This window comes from Shewanella sp. SG44-6, assembly GCF_014164185.1.
Taxonomy (GTDB): Bacteria; Pseudomonadota; Gammaproteobacteria; order Enterobacterales; family Shewanellaceae; genus Shewanella; species Shewanella vesiculosa.
The window spans coordinates 18,562-39,296 of sequence record NZ_JACJER010000013.1; the positions used below are offsets into that span (position 1 = coordinate 18,562).

Below are 20,735 nucleotides of genomic sequence, written 5' to 3' on the forward strand. Positions count from 1 at the left end.
AGCATATTACTTTTTTTAAACATATAATTATAAAAAAGTAATATTGTTTATAAAGCGTTGTCAAAATGTGTTAAAAATAATGCATAGATGTACATGTCATTATTTCCTCTCAATGTAGAAAGTTATACTGTTTCTTTTATCTACAGCGTGACTAAACAAGAATATCAGTTTGTATCGGTTTAGGAGACGCTATAACGATGAGTATCAATATTATCTTTTTGAGGTATAGGCTTAATTTATGATCAGAGCGGTAATTTTTGGGGCTGTTAGTCTGATTCTGTGTTCGTTAGCCGCTGCGCCTGTGAATGCCGCAGATATTGTTCAGCGAGTCTTTAATGCGCAAGATGGTTTAGCTAATGCCACGATTCAAGATATTAGCTTTGACCATTATGGATTTGTTTGGCTGGCGACTCAGCAAGGTCTGTACCGGGTGAGTAACAGTAAAGTTAGACGCATCGATAAAGTCGGTTTTGATTCAGTTCTGGATGACGAGTTCATTTCTACTGTGGTTAACTCTGGTCAAGATCATTTACTGGTTGGCACCAATTCCTCGTTATATTTATACAGTATTTTAGATAATCACTTTAGTTTGATCCTTAGACCTGAAGATAATGATGCAACCAATATCAATAACAGTATTCACGTAGCGGCCACTCAGCGTCAGCTTGATGGGCGCTTACTCATATTGGCCTTTTCAGGGCAGGTTTATTATTTTGATGACATCACTCAGCAGCTTTCCTTATCCCCAAGCCATACATTAGATCGCAATTTGCCTTGGCGAAATGCGCTTGAGTTACATAATACTAATTATTTGTTTTCGACTAATCATGAGGTACAGCTTCATCATGCCGATGGGACTTTTATTGGGCAATTTCCATGGTCTGATAAAAATGGCACCATTAATAAGTTGTTTCAAGATAAACAACAACGAGTATGGATGTTGACATCAAAAGGAGTCTTTAAGCTTAATATTGAATCGCTTACAGTACAGGCTGTAGCAGAGATCCCTTATTATGTTGAGCAAATGGAGCAAGATCTTAACGGTGATTTATGGATTTCAAGTCGAGCAGGATTGATTTTTTGGAGTCAAGAAAACAATAAGTTAATTATATACCGTGACGAACTTAAGCAACGTGCAAATATAGATTACATCCATGATATGGCAGTCGATGCCGATGGTTTGTTATGGATTGGTGGCTCTGGAGATGGTCTTGCGGTCATTGCCGGTAAGCCTAGTTTTTTAATTGATGATTATTCTAAAAAGCCGCCTTATCAGCTTGATAATGAAATGGTGTGGTCGATATACAGTGAGGGTGACACTGTCTGGTTAGGTACTGATGGTGGTTTGTCAGTAGTGAATACCCATGACCAAACATCAATTATGCTCATTCCTAAGGGTTTTGAACTTAATGACAGTATTTATAAAATTAGTTCCCTAGATGAGCAGCACCTTGTTTTAGCGACGACCAGCGGCTTATATGTGGTCAATAAATTAACTAATATTAGTTCTCGCTTTGCTGATTGGAGTGGTGGCAAAACGTCGCTGGTTGATCGCGTAATCATTAATATTTATCGTGATAAATTGTTTAGTGATGTCATTTGGTTTGCGACTACGAAAGGCTTGTATTATTGGCAAGATGGTAAGGATGAGCTGACGCTACAAGAGCTCAATGACGGTCAGCAGTCACTGACTAATGCTCGCTATAGTGCCCTATTAAGAGATACTGAACATCATCTATGGTTAGCTGGAAATAAACATTTTGGCTATTTAACCACTGAGGGTGAATATGTTTCTAAATTAAATCTATTTGCCAATTTTACTATTCTTCCAACGATTACCAGTGTTATGCAAGTGGCGCCAAGTGTGCTCTGGTTTGGTTCATCCCAACAAGGTATTTATCAATACAATACGCAAACTAATAAGATAATCTCACTGGATCAACAGTGGAAAATAGATTGTAAAGTGGTGTACTTTTTACAGGATACTGCAACCGATCATATTGTTGGCTGTGCCAGTGCCATTATCAAGATAAATAAGACGACAGGTAAAGTCAGTTCGTTTAGTCATAAAGACGGTTTTATTTCCGATGAATTTAATGAGTCGGCAAAATTTTATGATCCTGCTAAAGGCTTTTTTATCGGTACCCCAGATGGCGCTATGCTCATCGATCTTGATAAGTTAGCGCCACGAACGGTCAATGATAAGGCGATACTTGAATCTGTATCTGTATTTTATGAGGATAAAACAGCGGTTTATCTTGTTCCAAGCCAGTTATCGCAAGTTGAACCGGGTGCGAGCCTAATTAGCTTCCAAATAGCCATACTGGATTACCTTGATGATAAACCCATGACCATCCAATATCGTTTGGTTGAGAATGGCTCCGATGCGGGAAATTACGTGTTACTGGAAGGGCAGTCACAAATTAATATTACCGGTTTAAGTGCTGGAGAATATGTGCTTGAACTCTTGTATAAAAAAAATGGTGTGTGGACGAATGAGCCATTTCAATATCGATTTACGGTAAAGCAGTTTTGGTGGCGATCACAACAATTTAAAGGTGCATTAATACTGATCATATTGCTAACTGGATTGGCACTATTGATCTTTAGGCAGCGACAGGTTAGCCGCTTTAAACAAATGAATACTGCATTACTGCAAAGTGATGATCGCTTACGCCAGGCACTAAAAGGTAGCGATTCAGATTTATGGCAATGGCATGAGCATACTCGAATGTTTTCATTAGACAATCGCGGTGGTGTACTGGGACCTGAGCCTCATATCGACATAAAGCTAGAAGACATTCCCATTCATCAAGATGATATTGAGCAGATTTCCAAAGCCTGGAATGAATTGATCACATGTGCAACAGACGTGATTGACATCGAGTATCGCTATCACAATCAATATGATCAGCAATGGCATTGGCTGCGAATTAAAGGTCGTGCCACTGATGTCGATCACAGTGGTGGAAAGTTAATACATGTTGCTGGTATGTATACCGATATTACCCAACAAAGAGCGCTTGAAAGTGAGGTCAATTTATTAGCTCAAGCGTTTGAAAATACCTCAGAGGGTATGCTGATCTTAGATAGCGATAAGCACATCAAAATTAGCAATGCTGCGGCCAATTTAATTCTTGCAGCTCAAAAGAGCGACTTAGTCGGAAAACCGTTTGCCAAATTAGTGTTTGAGACGCTAGAACCTTTCGACATGGATGATGTGTTTGACAAGGAGGGCTTTTGGACTGGAGAGTGTGAGTTTAATTGTAACGATGGTAGCCGATGTCCGGTATGGATAAATATCTCGACTATGTTCAACGTGAGCGGCTCTGCATTACATTATGTGGTGGTATTTTCAGATATCACTGAGCGCAAACATAACGAACTCCATCTGCGCCGTTTAGCCAACAATGACATGTTAACTGGCTTAGCGAATCGGGCGATGTTTTCACGCCGTCTGGGACAAGTCATAGAAACAGCAAAGCAGCACCATGAAAACTTAGCACTGTTATTTTTAGATTTGGACAGATTTAAACATGTGAATGACTCTTATGGCCACAGTATGGGTGATGCCTTATTGGTTGAAGCCGCAAGTCGGTTACAGTCTTGCTTGTCTGAAGAACATTTGTTGTGTCGTTTTGGTGGCGATGAATTTGTTATTTTGCTGCGTGATGCCAAAGACGTCGATACGATCAACCACATAGCCAAACAACTGTTACAACAAATAGAAATGCCATTTAAATTATATGGTCGGGAATTTTTCATTTCGACTAGTATAGGCATCAGTATGTGGTCTGATGATGACCAAACACCCGAAACCTTGATTAAAAATGCTGATTTAGCCATGTATCACGCTAAAGAAGAGGGGCGAGGTAATTTTCAATATTATTCCGCGGAGCGAAATGCTGAAGCCTTATACCATTTACGCTTAGAAGCTGATTTACACCAAGCGATACTTTGCAATGAGTTTGAGCTGTATTATCAGCCGCAGATTGATGTGAATAGGCATAATAGTATTGTCGGCGTTGAAGCCTTGATCCGTTGGAAACACCCAAAAGATGGCATGATCCGGCCTGATGTGTTTATTGGGATAGCCGAATCTTGTGGCCTCATCGTGGAAATTGATCGCTGGGTGCTCACTCAAGCTTGTCTCGACGGCGCGAGTTGGCATCAGCAGTACCAAAGTGAAATAAAAGTGTCTGTTAACGTGTCGGCAATGCATTTTAGGCTGCCAGACTTTATCGACTTTTTAACTGCGACATTACATAAAACTGGCATGCCTGCAAAATATTTGTCGGTAGAAATTACTGAAGGTGTATTGATGAAAGAAGTCGATATTGCCAGCCAACATTTACTCGCGTTAAAGCAGTTAGGCATTGATGTTGCGATCGATGATTTTGGCACCGGTTATTCTTCGCTCGCGTATTTGCGTTCATTCCAAGTCAATATTCTGAAAATTGATCGCTCATTTTTAATCCATATTGACACCCATCAAGCTGACCAAGCTATTGTAAGCAGTGTGATTGAATTAGCACGAAATCTCTCGCTTGAAGTCATTGCTGAAGGTGTTGAAACCGCTGAGCAACTTGCACAAGTTGTCCAACGAGGCTGCCATATTATTCAGGGCTATTATTTTGCCAAGCCGATGCCCAAAGCTGATCTTGAACAAGATATTAAGCAACAAATGAGCATTGAGCACTAATGGGTTCTCTGTGATACCACTATCATTCTATAGCGGCTATCCATTTGTATGGCTATTGGTTAAATGTTGTTAGAATGCGTTGTTTTTACTTACTTTCGGAATGATTTATGCAATCAACCTTACGCCTTAACTTATTAATATGGTTTTTGGCTAGCAGTATGTGCCTTTGCCTGGCGGTGCAACCTGCCTATGCAGCAAAAAAAGCGCCTAAAGAAAGGCCAACTATTGGCTTAGTGCTCAGTGGTGGCGGAGCCAAGGGCGCTGCACATATTGGTGTGTTGAAAGTACTTGAAAAATATCATATTCCTGTTGATTACATTGCGGGTACCAGTATTGGTGCCTATGTTGCTGGCATGTATGCATTAGGCTATAACGCCGACCAAATTGAAAAAATTATGCTCAGTGGAGAATGGTCTAAAGGCTACTCAGACACTATTCCGCGCGATAAATTAAGCTACCGTGATAAACAGCAACGTGATCAGTTTAATATTCCACTCACAGTGGGCTATAACAATAACAGTTTAACTTCTCCTAGTGGTTTGTTACGTGGCCAAAGTATGTCGCAATTATTGCGCCACTCTACGGGTTTAGTTGAGCAGTTTGGTGATTTTGATGAACTTGCGATTCCCTATCGAGCAGTGGCGACGGATTTAGCCACCAGTGAAGCCGTGGTGTTATCTAGCGGCAGTGTTGTGCAAGCAATGCAAGCATCGGCAACGGTACCTGGTGCATTGCAACCAGCATTGATTAATGGCCGCTTATTAGTTGATGGTGGCATTGCCAATAATATGCCGATTGATGTGGTCAAAGCCATGGGCGCAGACATCATCATAGCTGTTGATATCGGTTCGCCATTAACTAAGCAAGAAAACTTAGACAGCACCATTGCTGTATTAGAGCAGCTATCAACTATGTTGACTCAAGCTAGCACTGCACGGCAAAAAACCTTGCTGACATCGAGCGATATCTTAATTCGTCCTGCCATTGATAATTTAAGTACCACTGATTTTTCAATTATGCCATTGGCACTAAAATTAGGTGAAGATGCCGCTAAGTTAGAATTAGTGAAGTTACAACCTCTTGGCATTAGTGAACAAGATTACTTAGCCTATCAAGCAAGTAAATTACAACAAAGTTTACTGTGGAACGACCCTCTTAAAAAACCTATTTATAAAATTGCTTTTGATAATCAATCAAAAGTCAGCGAGAAATTACTGCGTGAGCGTTTAGGGATCACTGAAGGTATTATTCTGAGTAAAGAGGAACTCGATTCTGCTCTAAATCGGGTGTACTCACTGAATAAATTTGAGCGTGTTGATGCTGAGTTTGAAGATGTTGATCAAGGGCGAATACTGACCATTACCACTAAGGCCAAATCATGGGGACCAAACTATTTTCAAGCGGGATTTAATTGGGAAGATGATTTCACCTTAGATTCGGCGATTACCTTAAGTTTGGCGTATACCATGACTGACTTAACTGAAAATGGTGGCGAGTGGCGTAACGAATTAGAACTTGGCTTTAAAAAGCGCGTGGCGACTGAGTTTTATCAACCCTTAGATCGTGATCAAACATTTTACAGCTTAGCGAGATTTCAATATGAAATGAAAAACTGGGATCTGTACGATCAAGATATCCGTTATTTTCAACTCGAGAATAAAGTCGCACAAATTGTATTGGGTATCGGTTATAACTTTAACTCTGATGGCATTATGGAATTTGGTGTTATCGCCGAAGATGGCCGTGTTACCAGTGAATTTGGCTTGGTTGATTCAATTAATTTCCATTCAACTGGCGGCTATTTTAAGGTTGCCTACGATAATCTCAACAGCATTAGTTTCCCAACAGAAGGCAATAGACTGACTTTTACCAGCTATTTAAGAGATGAGTCATATAAAGGCTTAAGTAATGTCAGTAATACTGACAGCGATGATTTAGCCTGGCAATTTGAGGCCGATTGGAAAGGCGCATTAAAGCTCGGTAATCATGCCATTGTGGGTAAAATGGAATTGGCAACCACCCAGAATGATGGCGACTTTACTTTGCATGTTGCCGATTTAGGAGGTTTCTTAAACTTATCTGGTTTCCGCAAAGATACCTTGGTCGGCGCCCATAAAGTCTTTGGTGCTGTGATTTACCAGTACGATCTTGGCCGCGATGTGCTGATCACCGATTTGCCTTTGTACTTAGGCACTAGCCTTGAAGCTGGTAATGCATGGTTTAATCGTGATGATGTCGATTTAGGTGATTTGATTTTCGGTAGTAGTTTATATTTAGGTACCGATACCGATTGGGGACCCGCGGCATTAGGTTTTGGATTTAATGACAGCGGCCAGTCTGCATTTTATTTATTTGTCGGCAAAAACTTTTAGGCAGTTATTATTCAATCTAAGCCAAAAACTTAGAGGCTAGAGCGCTGCTAGAGGCTATACAAGCTAACAGCCTAGAAGCTAGGACACTGCAGATACTATTAAATCTTAGCAGTGTCCCTAGCAGCGCAGCGACCTAGACCCTAGCAGGACGTAGTCCGCTCTAGCAGCGCAGCGACCTTGTTAAGCAATGCGGGTAATAATCCTGCGTGCGCCAATTGATGATGCGCAATAACCCATTTGGTTTGTGTCGCAGTGTGAGGCGCAGGAATTGCCACCGTTTGCATGCTGGCCGCACGGGCAGCAATTAAGCCATTAAATGAATCTTCAATCGCAATACATTGGCTTGGTGCTATGTCCAAGCCTTTAGCACAATTCAAATATACCTCGGGATGAGGCTTGCCATAGTCTAAATTTTCAGCAGATTCTATAGCATCAAAATAATGACTTATAGCGAGTTTATGCAGCACTGCTTCGATAATTAATGACGATGAAGAGGTGGCTAAACCTATTTTAAGCCCTAAACGTTTGCACGCCTCTAGCGACTCAATCACACCTAACATGGGTTGACCATGTGCGTTTATTTGGCTTACTACTTCATTAACTATGGTATTCGCCGTCGCTGTATTGTCGTAATTTGGCCATGGAAAACGTTGGTGCCAATAGCTAACAACATGATCAATACGCAAGCCTGTGGTTTGCTCCACGTCTTCAAGGCTGAGGTTAAGCCCAAAACTATTCAGCACAGTTTGCTCAGCTAACTGCCAAGCGGGTTCGGAATCAATTAAAATTCCATCCATATCAAAAATAACGGCTTTTATTTGGGTAGACACAATTCAGACTCCATAAACAGCATAACCTTGAGCGCTAATTATTGCTTTGATGCTGTTATGGCGCAATCAAAATAGACTTTTTTAAAAATATTTCATTTAAAAAACAAGATATCTTTTTGTATATAGTTTAATCAGCGGGTACCGCATAAGCTAATGTATTTAAATATTTTTTTAGCTGTTTCAAACTATTGTCTAATTTTAATTTATTGAACTTGGGTTTAAATTGATTTTTAGGTTGATAAATCGCATTGATTTCATACCTCTGGTAGTGTGAGCTGATTCATACTTTTATAAAGCTGTAGTATACTGGTGTTCGGATTTCAAGCCCGAACCAGTGGAATTATCAGCGTAATCATAATGACGCTGAGTTTCGCCGTTAGGCGTCAAACAAAGAGGAATGTTGCCGTGCTAGAAGCATATCGTAAACACGTCGCAGAACGTGCTGCAGAGGGTGTAGTCCCTAAGCCATTAGATGCACAACAAGTGGCTGAACTGGTTAAGTTAATTGAAACACCTCCAGCAGGTGAAGAGGCATTCGTCCTCGACTTGCTCGAAAATCGTATTCCACCAGGAGTAGATGAAGCCGCTTATGTTAAAGCCGCTTTCCTTGATGCAGTCGCTAAAGGCACTGTGTCATCTCCTATTTTAAGCGCAGAACACGCTGTTAAACTGCTTGGCACCATGCAAGGCGGTTACAATATTGAGCCGTTAATTGACCAACTAGATAATGCAGCATTAGCACCTCTATCGGTTACCGCACTTTCAAATACATTGTTGATGTTTGATTCATACCACGATGTTGTTGAAAAAATGCAAGCGGGTAATGATTTTGCTAAGCAGGTTGTTGAGGCTTGGGCTAATGCAGATTGGTTCTTAAACCGTCCAAAAATGGCTGACAAAGTCACCTTAACAGTGTTTAAAGTGTCTGGTGAAACCAACACTGATGATTTGTCTCCTGCGCCAGATGCATGGTCTCGTCCAGATATTCCACTACACGCATTAGCAATGCTAAAAAATGCCCGTGACGGTATTGTGCCTGATCAATCAGGTGTTGTGGGTCCAATCAAAGAAATCGAAGCGTTAAAAGGCAAAGGTCATCCTTTAGTTTACGTTGGTGATGTGGTTGGTACGGGTTCTTCACGTAAATCTGCCACTAACTCAGTGTTATGGTTTATGGGTGATGATATTCCTTATGTGCCTAACAAGCGTGCTGGTGGCTTCTGTTTAGGTAACAAAATTGCGCCAATTTTCTTCAACACCATGGAAGATGCGGGTGCATTACCGATCGAACTAAACGTTGATCAAATGGATACTGGTGATGTGATCGATATCTACCCTTATGAAGGTGTAGTTAAGCGTCACGGCACTGATGAAGTTATCTCTACATTTGAGCTTAAAACCGAAGTATTGTTAGATGAAGTTCGTGCTGGTGGTCGTATTCCGTTGATCATTGGTCGCGGCCTTACTGACCGTGCGCGTGAAACCTTAGGGCTTGAAGCATCAAAAGTGTTTGTTCGTCCACAAGACATCGCCGCTTCTAACAATGGCTATACTTTAGCTCAGAAAATGGTTGGTAAAGCATGTGGCGTATCAGGCGTTCGTCCTGGCCAATACTGCGAACCTAAGATGACCTCTGTCGGTTCACAAGACACTACCGGCCCTATGACACGTGATGAGTTAAAAGACTTAGCATGTTTAGGCTTTAGTGCTGATTTAACCATGCAGTCATTCTGTCACACTGCCGCTTATCCAAAGCCAGTTGATGTTACCACTCACCACACACTCCCAGATTTCATTATGAACCGTGGTGGTGTTGCTTTACGTCCAGGTGACGGGGTTATTCACTCTTGGTTAAACCGTATGTTGTTACCCGATACCGTAGGTACTGGTGGTGATTCACATACTCGTTTCCCTATTGGTATTTCGTTCCCAGCAGGTTCTGGTCTAGTAGCATTTGCTGCAGCAACAGGTGTTATGCCTCTTGATATGCCTGAATCAGTTCTAGTTCGCTTTAAAGGCGAAATGCAACCTGGCATTACCTTACGTGATTTAGTCCACGCTATCCCACTAAAAGCAATTGAAATGGGTCTGCTAACGGTTGAGAAGAAAGGCAAAATCAACGCTTTCTCTGGCCGCGTATTAGAAATTGAAGGTCTTGAAAAACTTAAAGTTGAACAAGCATTCGAATTATCTGATGCATCTGCTGAGCGTTCAGCAGCAGGTTGTAGCATTAAGCTAGACAAAGAGCCAATCATTGAATATCTAACCTCTAACATCGTGATGTTAAAGTGGATGATTGCAGAAGGTTATGGCGATCGTCGTACGATTGAACGTCGTATTACTGCGATGCAAGAATGGATTGCTAACCCACAGTTGATGGAAGCAGATAAAGATGCAGAATATGCTGAAATTATCGAAATCAACCTAAACGACATCAAAGAGCCAATCCTTTGTGCACCAAACGATCCTGATGATGCAGTATTATTATCAAGCGTTGCACAAACTAAGATTGACGAAGTGTTTGTGGGTTCTTGTATGACTAACATCGGTCATTTCCGTGCTACCGGTAAGATGTTAGAAAAGTTTGCTACCACACTACCAACTCGTTTATGGATTGCACCACCGACTAAGATGGACCGAGATCAATTAACGGAAGAAGGTTACTACTCAATCTTCGGTCGTGTTGGTGCTCGAATCGAGATCCCTGGTTGTTCTCTATGTATGGGTAACCAAGCACGTGTTGCAGAAGGTGCGACTGTAGTATCAACGTCTACACGTAACTTCCCTAACCGTTTAGGTACTGGCGCAAACGTTTACTTAGCATCAGCTGAGTTAGCAGCAGTAGCCGCGTTATTGGGTCGCCTACCTTCAGTTGAAGAGTATCAAGAATACGCCAAAGAATTAGATGCAACAGCAGCTGATACTTACCGTTACTTGAACTTCGACCAAATCGATTCTTACACTAAGAAAGCCGACAGCGTGATTTTCCAAGCCGCAGTTTAAGCTTATACTAGTTAACAATTGATCAAAAATGCCAGCAGAAATGCTGGCATTTTTATTTGGATGGCTGAATGTTTTTATTATTGAATAGACTTATACCATTAGACATCTAATAAAAGTAATACTGATTAATATTGGGAATTATTTTCAATATTTAAAGCAAACTCTGTGAGTTTAATACTAAAGTGAATTCCAATTTTATGGACTATTTTTAAGTAATTATTTTCCTTACTTATTTCGTTGCACAAGTTAACATTAAAGCCTCTTCAAACGACTTATTAATTACATTAATATAAGTTCAAAACTTCATTTTAACTAATTGCCTGCCGCAGGCTATCGTGCAGATAATCCAGCGAGACGCCGCAAGCACTTCCATGTGGGCTTAACCAAAACATCCATGTTTTGGATACTCGCTGACTCATCTGCACCTGAAATTTTTATCTCTTCGATTTAGCTCTATTTGTGACGATGGCTAAAAAGAAAAAGCAAAAGCAAAGGCAAAAGCAAAAGCAAAGGCTGGATCCCCGATAAAAGATCTCGGGGATGACGGTTTGAGTGTGGTGATTCAATTCACCTAAATAAAGCGGACTTTATTACAAATAACGTTAAATCGAAGAGATGGAATATCGGGTGTAAGCGCGGCTGTGACCGTCCATGACATGGACGTCATGGCCGAGTTTACAGGGATGTACTTGTAACGTGTCACAGAAGTGCTTGCACTAAGGCCTGCGGCAGGCAATTGATAACAGTCATGGTATGAACTATAGCAAGTTTTCCAATACGAAAGATAAATGGATATTAGTCGCTGACTTATTTGCACCTGTAATTATGCTCTCTTCGATTTAGCTCTATTTGTGACGATAGCTAAAAAGCAAAAGCTGGATCCCCGATAAAAGATCTCGGGGATGACGGTTTGAAGGTTTAATTATTAACTCGGACGAGATGATTTTTATCCCCTATGAGGTTAAATCGAAGAGATATAATATCGGGTGTAAGCGCGGCTGTGACCGTCCATGACATGGACGTCATGGCCGAGCTACAGGGGGTTTTTGTATATAAAAAGTGTAACGTGTCACAGAAGTGCTTGCACTAAGGCCTGCGGCAGGCAATTGATAACAGTCATGGTATTAATTAAAACAAGCTTTCTAATACCGAAAAGGTAAGGGTTCGTTTGTTTTCGGGTAAACATTATCAAGGATGTACATTGCAAGGTGTTGCAGGAGTGTTTGCGCTAAACGTCACTCGCACACATCGATAATTTGGGATGTGTTATCACCCAATGTGAAACCTTGTGATGTTGCCCCGGTATGGGTGAAGCGCCACGACGTTAGTGGCCGTAGGCCATATCTTAAAAAAGTTATTGGCCAGTGTAGGGTGGAACCTTGCGATGTTAATTCAAACGAAGTTTGAAAAAGCTGGTGTGGCCGTAGGCCATTGTTAAAAGAAGTCTATGAATACTTAATATTCATCGAAATCAGAGGTTCACGTGAGCCATTCTCTGCCCGCAATCTGGCAAGATATTGCTGCCATAGCTCAGTTTGATTACTGCATAAGTTATACAGTACCTGCCAAGAATATAAGCCAGTATCGTGGCCATCATCAAAGATGATTTTAACCGCATAATGACCAACCGGTTCGAGCGCTTTGATATTAACAGCTTTCTTATGGGTAACCAATATTGGATTACCATGACGCTGCACTTCTGCAGACGGCGAGAATACCCGTAACATTTCACAGCTGATATTGTAGGTTTGGCCGTTATCGAATGTCACTTCGAGTAACTTAGATTGGCGCTTAAGTTTAATGTCAGTGACAGTCGGCGTTGATTGAGTCATGGGAATACCTATAAAAAAAGGATTAACGCTAAATCGCAGATTATCATCATACGCGACTTTGCTGTTAATCCTATTGTTGAAACGTGCATTCGTGATGTTTATTCATATAGAAAAGGTCACGAGCCTCCCATCTGTCATAATCAAATGGGAGGACGCTTGATTCAAATAATGATTATAAAATGAAGCGACTTAAGTCTTCATCTTGTACTAAGGTATCAAGATGGTCATTGACATAGTCAGCGTCAATCACAAAGGTGGAACCTGATTTTTCAGAAGCATCATAGGAGATATCTTCCATCAGCTTTTCCATCACAGTATGTAAACGTCGAGCACCAATATTTTCAGTACGCTCGTTCACTTGCCATGCGGCTTCAGCAATACGTTCAATACCTGACTCGGTAAACTCTATAGTGACACCTTCAGTGTTCATGAGGGCAATACTTTGCTCAGTAAGTGACGCAAATGGCTCGGTTAAAATACGTTTAAAGTCGGCGGCAGTTAGGGCATCTAACTCAACTCGAATCGGTAAACGGCCTTGAAGCTCTGGAATGAGATCAGAGGGTTTAGACATCTGGAATGCACCAGAGGCAATAAACAAAATATGGTCGGTTTTGACCATGCCGTGCTTAGTCGACACAGTGCAACCTTCAACTAATGGCAGTAAGTCACGTTGCACACCTTCGCGAGACACGTCGGGGCCTGAGCTTTCTCCGCGTTTACAAATTTTGTCGATTTCGTCTAAAAACACAATGCCATTTTGCTCAACCAGCTCTATCGCTTGCTCTTTCAAGTCTTCTTGATTAACAAGCTTTGCCGCTTCATCTTCAACGAGCTGCTTGTAAGCATCTTTAATTTTAAGCTTTTTGCGCTTAGAGGTGCTTTGACCAAGATTTTGAAATAACCCCTGCAACTGGTTGGTCATTTCTTCCATGCCTGGAGGCGCCATAATCTCAACACCCACTTGAGGTGCCGCTATGTCGATTTCAATTTCTTTGTCGTCTAATAAGCCTTCACGCAGCTTTTTACGGAAAACCTGACGGGTGCTAGAGTCATCTTTTTTGTCGGTATCCCAGTCATCTTTCGGCTTAGGCAATAACGCATCTAAAATGCGTTCTTCGGCGAGCTCTTCGGCACGATAACGGCATTTTTTCATCTGCTGTTCGCGAGTCATTTTAACGGCAGAATCGGTCAAATCACGGATGATTTGTTCCACTTCTTTACCGACATAACCGACTTCAGTAAATTTTGTTGCTTCAACTTTGATGAACGGCGCGTTAGCCAATTTGGCTAAACGACGGGCAATTTCTGTTTTACCCACACCGGTTGGGCCAATCATTAAAATATTCTTTGGCGTGACTTCATGGCGCAATGCAGGCTCAAGCTGCATCCGGCGCCAGCGATTTCGCAGTGCAACGGCTACCGAGCGTTTGGCATTTTGTTGGCCAATAATGTGTGCATCTAGTTCGTGAACAATTTCACGTGGAGTCATTTCAGACATAACTGTTCCTTTATTAACGCTCGAATTAGTAGTCTAACTTTTCGATAGTTTTGAATTGGTTGGTGAATACACAAATGTCACCTGCAATTGTCAGTGATTTCTCTGCAATATCTTCTGCACTTAACTCGGTATTTTGCAGTAGTGCTAAGGCCGATGCATGGGCATAGTTGCCACCAGAACCGATAGCAATAAGATCGTACTCAGGTTGTACCACATCACCGTTACCGGTAATAATGAGTGATTCTTGAGCATCGGCTACCACTAGCATAGCTTCGAGTTTACGTAGCATTTTGTCGGTGCGCCAATCTTTGGCTAATTCGACAGCAGACTTTAATAAATGGCCTTGATGCATTTCGAGCTTAGCTTCAAAGCGCTCAAAAAGAGTAAATGCATCGGCAGTACCGCCAGCAAAACCAGCTAGTACTTTATTGTGGTATAGGCGGCGCACTTTACGGGCATTGCCTTTCATCACGGTATTGCCTAGAGACACTTGGCCATCACCAGCGATGACGACTTGATTATTGCGGCGAACGGATACGATAGTAGTCACGGTAAATCCTCTTCCTAATACATCAACGGCTCATTAGGGTGAATGCAATTGTTGATTGTTAAAATGGATATGGGGCCAAAATGCTAAATATCAAGCGATGGTTAACAAAAAGCCCTGTTCGAATGAACAGGGCTAATATGAGATAAATGTTATCAGCAGACTTGTGGTGTTATTCCCATAACCAAATAATGCAGCCATTTAAACCTGCGCTTTGCATCTTATGCCGGTTATGTTCTGCCTCGCGTTTGTTTGGATAAGGCCCTAACACTACTCGATACCATATTCCGTTGGTGCCTTCACTACGACGCACCTGCGCTTCAGCACCTTGGAAGGCGATTCTGGCTTTCATTTCATTTGCTTGTGATTCTTGTCTAAAAGATCCGCATTGCATTTGATAGATACCGCTTGAAACCACTCCAGACTGAGGCAAGTCAATTTCAACTTGCTTGTTTTCAAGCTCCTCCAGATAAGTCCATTCTTCTTGTGGCTTAGGTGGTAATGCATTTGGATCTTTCTTAACCACTTTTTTAGGTGCATCTGCGGCGACGGCCTGTACGGTTTTCTTTTTCGGTTGCTGAACCGGCTCACTTGTTACTGGTGAGTCAGAGCTACCATTAATCGACCATAAAAAGTAACCAAAGCCGCTCAATAATGTGAGTATCACAAACACAGCAAAATAAGGAAAAGAGCGTTTAGGTGCTTTTTTTCGTTGTGGCGCGCGGGCTTTTGCGCCCGCCCGAGGTTTGCGATTTGCGTAGTCACGACTCATGATTACATCCGCTCTAGGGTTTCAATGCCAAGTAGTGACAAGCCCGTTTTTAAGGTCTTTGCGGTTAATTGCGACAACAATAAACGGCTTTGTTTTTCGGCTTCTGTTTCGGCCGCCAATACTGGACAAGCTTCATAAAAACTCGAAAATTCGCTAGCAAGCTCATAAAGATATCCACATAGTACATGTGGTAAGCCTTTGTCTGTCATGCGAGTTAATACTTCACCAAACTGGGCTAATTTAGTGCCTAAGTCTTTTTCTTTTTCATGTTCGAGCACAATCTTAGCTTGGCTAAGGTCAATATCTGCCGCACGCTTGAAAATGCCGGCAACACGTGTGTAGGCATATAATAGATAAGGTGCAGTATTGCCTTCAAAACTGAGCATTTGCTCAAAGCTGAAAATATAATCGCTGGTTCTGTTTTTAGATAGGTCTGCATACTTAACCGAGCTGATCCCAACCACGCGAGCAATTTCAATAAGGGTCGCTTCATCCATATCAGGGTTTTTGCTACGAACAAGTTCAAGTGCTCGCACATCGGCTTCATCAAGTAAGTCAACTAATTTAACCACACCACCAGAACGAGTTTTAAAAGGGCGTCCATCAGCACCGTTCATGGTGCCAAAGCCTGTGTGCTCTAGTGACATTTCTGGGCGAACAAATTTAGCTAATTTGGCGAGACTAAACACTTGTTGAAAATGCAGTGCTTGGCGTAAGTCAACAAAGTACAACGCGCGATCGGCTTTTAGTACGTTTGAGCGATAACGCATGGCAGCAAGATCTGAAGTGGCATATAAATAGCCACCATCAGCTTTTTGGATGATAACAGGAAGAGGTTCGCCCTCTTTGGTACGAAATGCTTCTTGGAACACCACTTTAGCGCCATTACTTTCGTCCAAAAAACCTTGGGCATCAAGATCGCTAACCACTTGAGCTAGGTCGGCATTATAGGCGCTTTCGCCGTGCACATCGGCGCGGGTTAAGCTAACCCCTAAACGTTTATAAACATCATGGCAGTGGCTTAATGAAATATCGTTAAACTCGCGCCATAATTTATTACAGTATTCGTCACCAGATTGTAAAGCGACCACGAGTTGACGAGCACGAGTGGCAAATTCAGTCGACTCATCAAAACGGACTTTAGCTGCGCGATAAAAACTTTCTAAGTCAGACAATTCCATTTTGGCTTGTTCGCCATTGGCTGCGCGTAACTCTTCCATTAGTGCCAGTAGCATACCAAACTGAGTTCCCCAGTCGCCTACGTGGTTTTGACGGATCACCTTATGGCCTAAAAACTCAAGCGCGCGCACTACGCTGTCACCAATAATGGTTGAACGTAAGTGACCGACGTGCATTTCTTTGGCTAAGTTTGGCGAAGAATAATCAACCACGATCGTTTGCTTAGGCGGTAATATCACGCCTAGGTGTTCACTGTTTAGCGCTTGTTGTAGCTGATTAGCTAATGCATTGTCATCAATAAAGAAATTAATAAACCCTGGACCAGCAATTTCTACTTTGGCCACATAAGATGATGCAGGCAAAGTATCAATGATCAGCTGTGCCAACTCGCGAGGGTTCTTTTTAGCTACTTTGGTTAGCATCATTGCCAGGTTAGTCGCTAAGTCACCATGACTTTTATCTTTAGTGCGATCGACCTGAATGCGAGCTTGAAAATCAGCCGGCACAATCCCTTGCTGTTTGAAGGATTCGATGGTTTGTTCTAGTAAAGATTCAATATGTGATTTCATGGGCTTTTGCTTGCACTAATTCGTTAAATGAATGACATGACGGAACCGCATATTTTAGCCGTTTATAGGGGGTGATTGCTATCTGCTTTAACGGAAATATTGGTTTTTTTATGTTGATTATGAACCTAAGTGAAGTTTATCACCGGTATAAGGTCGGTTTACTTCCCGTACAGCAGGCGATTACATCAAATCCTGTGGGTCACGATCGATACTCCAGCGGCAACGTTTACTTTCTGATATTTGTTCAATAAGCGCTAAAACCCGTTCAAATTCGGTTTGTAAACGCTGCCGACTTTTGGCTTGCAGTATTAATTGGCGGCGGTATTTGCCTGCTTTACGATCAAGCGGAGCCGGAATTGGACCAATAATTTCAAAGTCTTTATCTTGGGGGAGTAGTTCGCTAGTGCGTGTTAAAAAAGCATCAGCATCTTCAGCTAAATGTGCTTCAGCGCGAATTAATACCATGTGCCATGCCGGTGGTAATAATGCTTGTTGACGTTCTTTTAGCTGACTACGAGCAAACTCACCATAACCGCGTTTCAACAGGTCGCGCAAAATTGGGTTATCACTTTGATGGGTTTGCAGGAGTACTTTACCGGGTTTATCAGCGCGGCCAGCACGGCCCGATACTTGGGTGTATAGCTGGCCAAATCGTTCTGGTGCGCGAAAGTCTGCACTAAACAGGGCGCCATCAACATCAAGTAAACCCACTAAGGTGACATCAGGAAAGTGATGACCTTTTGCCAGCATTTGTGTGCCAACGAGGATTTTATATTTACCCATGTGTATGCCTTGCAACTGCTGCTCAAGTGAACCTTTACGCCGCGTGGTGTCGCGGTCTATTCGCACTACAGGATATTTGGGAAACAGTTTTACGATTTCTTGTTCCAGTTGCTCGGTACCTAAACCATGGCCCATTAGCATAGTGCTGCCGCATTGGTGGCATTGGCGCGGAATAGCGTATTGATTACCGCAATGATGACAACATATTTCGTTTAAGCCCTGATGGACGGTAAAAAAGGCATCACAGCGATCACATTCATGTAAATGACCACATTCATGACACAGTAGTGCGGGCGCAAAACCACGGCGGTTTAAAAATAGCAGCACCTGATTACCCGCATCAAGGTGCATGCGCATTTCGTTAATTAATGATGCTGACATCCCCGCTTTTAGGGGTTGCGAAGTAATATCAATAATACCTTGTTTCACTTTTTGCGCTGCGCCAGCGCGCTCACTTAATTCAAGGTGATGATAGCGTCCGGATAAGGCATTTTGTAAGGTTTCTAATGATGGCGTTGCTGAACCTAAAACCACCTGAATATCTTCAAGGTGTCCCCGCATTACGGCTAAATCTCGGGCGTGGTAGCGCACACCTTCTTGTTGTTTAAAGCTACTGTCATGCTCTTCATCAAGAATAATTAACCCAGGAAAAGCCATGGGAGTAAAGAGTGCTGAGCGAGTGCCAATAATAATTGCCGCTTCACCGACACGAGCCTGACGCCAAGCTTCTAGGCGTTGATTATCGGTTAGGCCCGAATGGATCACGGCGACATTGACTTCGAAACGACGTTTGAAGCGATTAATGGTTTGCGGGGTTAAGCCTATTTCAGGCACAAGAATGAGCGCTTGTTTACCTTGTTGTAAAATAGTCTCAAGCAAGGCTAAGTAAACTTCAGTTTTGCCTGAGCCAGTAATCCCTTCTAATAAAGTGCAATGAAAACCTTGCTGTTGAGTGAGTACCGATACTGCGACAGCTTGCTGTTTGTTAAGCTTGTGGGGTGATTCATTCATGATCAGTTGTTGACGCCAACTTAAATCATGGCAGAGCACTTTTTCTTGCCGTTCAATCCAGTGTTTTTGTTCTAATGCTTTTAATGCCGCTTTGCTTAATTGTTGAGTGATGAACTCATCATGGCTGATGGGATTTGTCAGCAATAACTCGTGCAGTTTTTTCTGTGCCGGAGCGCGTGTTAATACGCTAGGATCAGCATTGCGTCCTTGCGGGCTTAAATGATATTCAACCACGGCTTGTGGCGTTGCTTCTAAGCCTTTTCTCAATGCCACTGGCAGCGCTTGACTGAGCATTTGCCCTTGAGTGGTAAAGTAATATCGGGCGGCCCACAGGGTTAATTTATATAGCGAATCAGGTAGCAATGGGGCATCATCTAACACAGCTGTAACAGATTTTATTTGATGGGGTGCTAAGTCACAGCTGTCTGTAATTGCAGTTATTAAGCCAATGAGTTGTTGAGAGCCAAACGGTACTTTGACCCTAAGTCCTATTTGTAATCCCGCTTGCTGCTGGTCTTTTACGCGGTAACTAAAGTTTCTGCGTAATGGGACGGGTAAGGCAACTTCAACAAACACGGGCATAAGGTTTCATCATTTTCAATTCTGTAGTGGATTGCGGATCAGTTTACCTCTAAGTGTCATCAAAGAGATAGGGCAACATATATGCGTAAAGGACTTATTGAGGCTATTATCCTAGGGTTTGGATTATTGAGCTATATTGCTACAGCAATGGCTCAAGTTAATCATGTCAGTATTAATAGTCGTCAATTTGAAGTAAATCATTTACCGCAATTAAAAGTTAATGTGGTGGCACAAAATGATGATGTGTCGCGATTAGGATTTTATATCCGCCAGTTAGAGAATAACAAGGTTGAGCAGCAAAAGTTAACGGTGCAGGCCATTAATCGCTTTTTACTCCAACTTAATGGTAGCGAGATCATCAGTGACTCAAATGCGCAGTTAATTATTACTGAAGCCACTTCGACAGGAGCGGTCACCTTGGCTGTTGTGGCTATTTTTGATGCGCCATATTCGCTCAATGGTGCAAAGATAGCGGTCAACAGTGAACATCGGCCAATACCTGACGCTAATCTGCCAGTAATGAGTACTTCCAAACATCAGCAAGTTGATCATCGAGTGGCTCAAGTGCCATCGGTGCCATCATCAACTATTGTACCTACTCAACAAGTTAACTGTTTGCTTGAACGTGATAATAGTGACACCTTATGGCGAATAGCTAATCGTTATAAACAACAGTGGAATACGAGCGTTTACGGTGCGATGTTAGCTATATTTGAGGCGAATTTATTGGCATTCTCTAAGCAAAAAATCCACTTGTTACTTAAAGATGTACCATTGAATTGCCCATCAACAATGATTTTGGCGCAATATGATAATAAAGCGGTCGACAAAAAAGTATTCGAGGCGATTGAGGCAAAACATGCCAATCAATAAGTTTGATGCTGATCATCTGTGATAAAAACGCTTATGTAGTCGAGTATTTGCTCTTTCTGTCAGTAATTAGTTGCAGCAGATTATGTTAGTTTATATAGTTGCACATGTTAATATTTGTGATGTTAGGCATTTTAAAAATTAAAAAAGTAAACAATAATAATAAATTACAGCGTGATAAACGT

General features: G+C 42.0%; 11 protein-coding genes. 4 read left to right on the top strand and 7 right to left on the bottom strand.

Features of this window, described 5'->3' with window-relative positions; all coding sequences use genetic code 11:
- The first annotated feature begins 238 nt into the window (after positions 1-238).
- Together H5185_RS04110 and H5185_RS04115 are read left to right on the top strand one after the other, a co-directional pair.
- Positions 239-4,702: an EAL domain-containing protein gene (locus H5185_RS04110; protein WP_182741420.1), complete on the top strand. Its 4,464-nt coding sequence runs from the start codon at positions 239-241 to the stop codon at positions 4,700-4,702.
- A 107-nt stretch (positions 4,703-4,809) separates the two neighbouring features.
- Positions 4,810-7,074 (top strand): patatin-like phospholipase family protein, encoded by a 2,265-nt coding sequence (locus tag H5185_RS04115; protein WP_182698934.1) that lies wholly within the window; start codon positions 4,810-4,812, stop codon positions 7,072-7,074.
- A gap of 140 nt (positions 7,075-7,214) precedes the next feature.
- Here the strand turns inward: H5185_RS04115 and hxpB are convergent, their stop codons facing one another.
- Positions 7,215-7,907, bottom strand: a complete 693-nt coding sequence (hxpB, locus tag H5185_RS04120; RefSeq protein ID WP_310741655.1) for a hexitol phosphatase HxpB — start codon at positions 7,905-7,907, stop codon at positions 7,215-7,217.
- Positions 7,908-8,309: 402 nt separating this feature from the next.
- Here hxpB and acnB point away from each other — a divergent pair, with 402 nt between their 5' ends.
- The gene (gene acnB, locus H5185_RS04125) at positions 8,310-10,907 is read left to right on the top strand and encodes a bifunctional aconitate hydratase 2/2-methylisocitrate dehydratase (protein WP_124015341.1); all 2,598 of its coding nucleotides are present in this window, start codon (positions 8,310-8,312) and stop codon (positions 10,905-10,907) included.
- Between the two features lie 1,445 nt (positions 10,908-12,352).
- On the opposite strand, the gene H5185_RS04130 is transcribed toward acnB, so the two are convergent.
- The 6 genes from H5185_RS04130 to priA form a co-directional block, all read right to left on the bottom strand.
- Positions 12,353-12,739 carry a gamma-butyrobetaine hydroxylase-like domain-containing protein gene (locus H5185_RS04130; RefSeq protein WP_182741422.1) on the bottom strand — a complete coding sequence of 129 codons (387 nt, stop codon included), beginning with the start codon at positions 12,737-12,739 and terminating at the stop codon, positions 12,353-12,355.
- 172 nt (positions 12,740-12,911) lie between these two features.
- A complete protein-coding gene (gene hslU, locus H5185_RS04135; RefSeq protein ID WP_124015339.1) occupies positions 12,912-14,237 on the bottom strand; it encodes an HslU--HslV peptidase ATPase subunit in 1,326 nt (441 codons plus the stop codon).
- Positions 14,238-14,262: 25 nt separating this feature from the next.
- Complete coding sequence (hslV, locus tag H5185_RS04140; protein ID WP_124015338.1) at positions 14,263-14,787, bottom strand: ATP-dependent protease subunit HslV; 525 nt, start codon at positions 14,785-14,787, stop codon at positions 14,263-14,265.
- Positions 14,788-14,956: 169 nt separating this feature from the next.
- Positions 14,957-15,559, bottom strand: coding sequence for an SPOR domain-containing protein (locus tag H5185_RS04145; protein WP_165870051.1), 603 nt, complete (start codon positions 15,557-15,559; stop codon positions 14,957-14,959).
- Complete coding sequence (gene argS, locus H5185_RS04150) at positions 15,559-17,304, bottom strand: arginine--tRNA ligase (RefSeq protein WP_182741423.1); 1,746 nt, start codon at positions 17,302-17,304, stop codon at positions 15,559-15,561. The genes H5185_RS04145 and argS overlap by 1 nt, the downstream gene beginning before the upstream one ends.
- Positions 17,305-17,484: 180 nt before the next feature.
- Positions 17,485-19,680 (bottom strand): primosomal protein N', encoded by a 2,196-nt coding sequence (priA, locus tag H5185_RS04155; RefSeq protein WP_182741424.1) that lies wholly within the window; start codon positions 19,678-19,680, stop codon positions 17,485-17,487.
- Between the two features lie 81 nt (positions 19,681-19,761).
- Here priA and H5185_RS04160 point away from each other — a divergent pair, with 81 nt between their 5' ends.
- Complete coding sequence (locus H5185_RS04160) at positions 19,762-20,553, top strand: FimV/HubP family polar landmark protein (protein ID WP_182698938.1); 792 nt, start codon at positions 19,762-19,764, stop codon at positions 20,551-20,553.
- Positions 20,554-20,735 lie beyond the last annotated feature (182 nt).

Excerpts from the sequence above, each read along its gene's own strand:
- H5185_RS04110 (WP_182741420.1), top strand. The coding sequence starts at position 239 with ATGATCAGAGCGGTAATTTTTGGGGCTGTTAGTCTGATTCTGTGTTCG.
- H5185_RS04115 (WP_182698934.1), top strand. The coding sequence starts at position 4,810 with ATGCAATCAACCTTACGCCTTAACTTATTAATATGGTTTTTGGCTAGC.
- H5185_RS04130 (WP_182741422.1), bottom strand. The coding sequence starts at position 12,739 with ATGACTCAATCAACGCCGACTGTCACTGACATTAAACTTAAGCGCCAA.
- hslU (WP_124015339.1), bottom strand. The coding sequence starts at position 14,237 with ATGTCTGAAATGACTCCACGTGAAATTGTTCACGAACTAGATGCACAC.
- argS (WP_182741423.1), bottom strand. The coding sequence starts at position 17,304 with ATGAAATCACATATTGAATCTTTACTAGAACAAACCATCGAATCCTTC.
- priA (WP_182741424.1), bottom strand. The coding sequence starts at position 19,680 with ATGCCCGTGTTTGTTGAAGTTGCCTTACCCGTCCCATTACGCAGAAAC.
- H5185_RS04160 (WP_182698938.1), top strand. The coding sequence starts at position 19,762 with ATGCGTAAAGGACTTATTGAGGCTATTATCCTAGGGTTTGGATTATTG.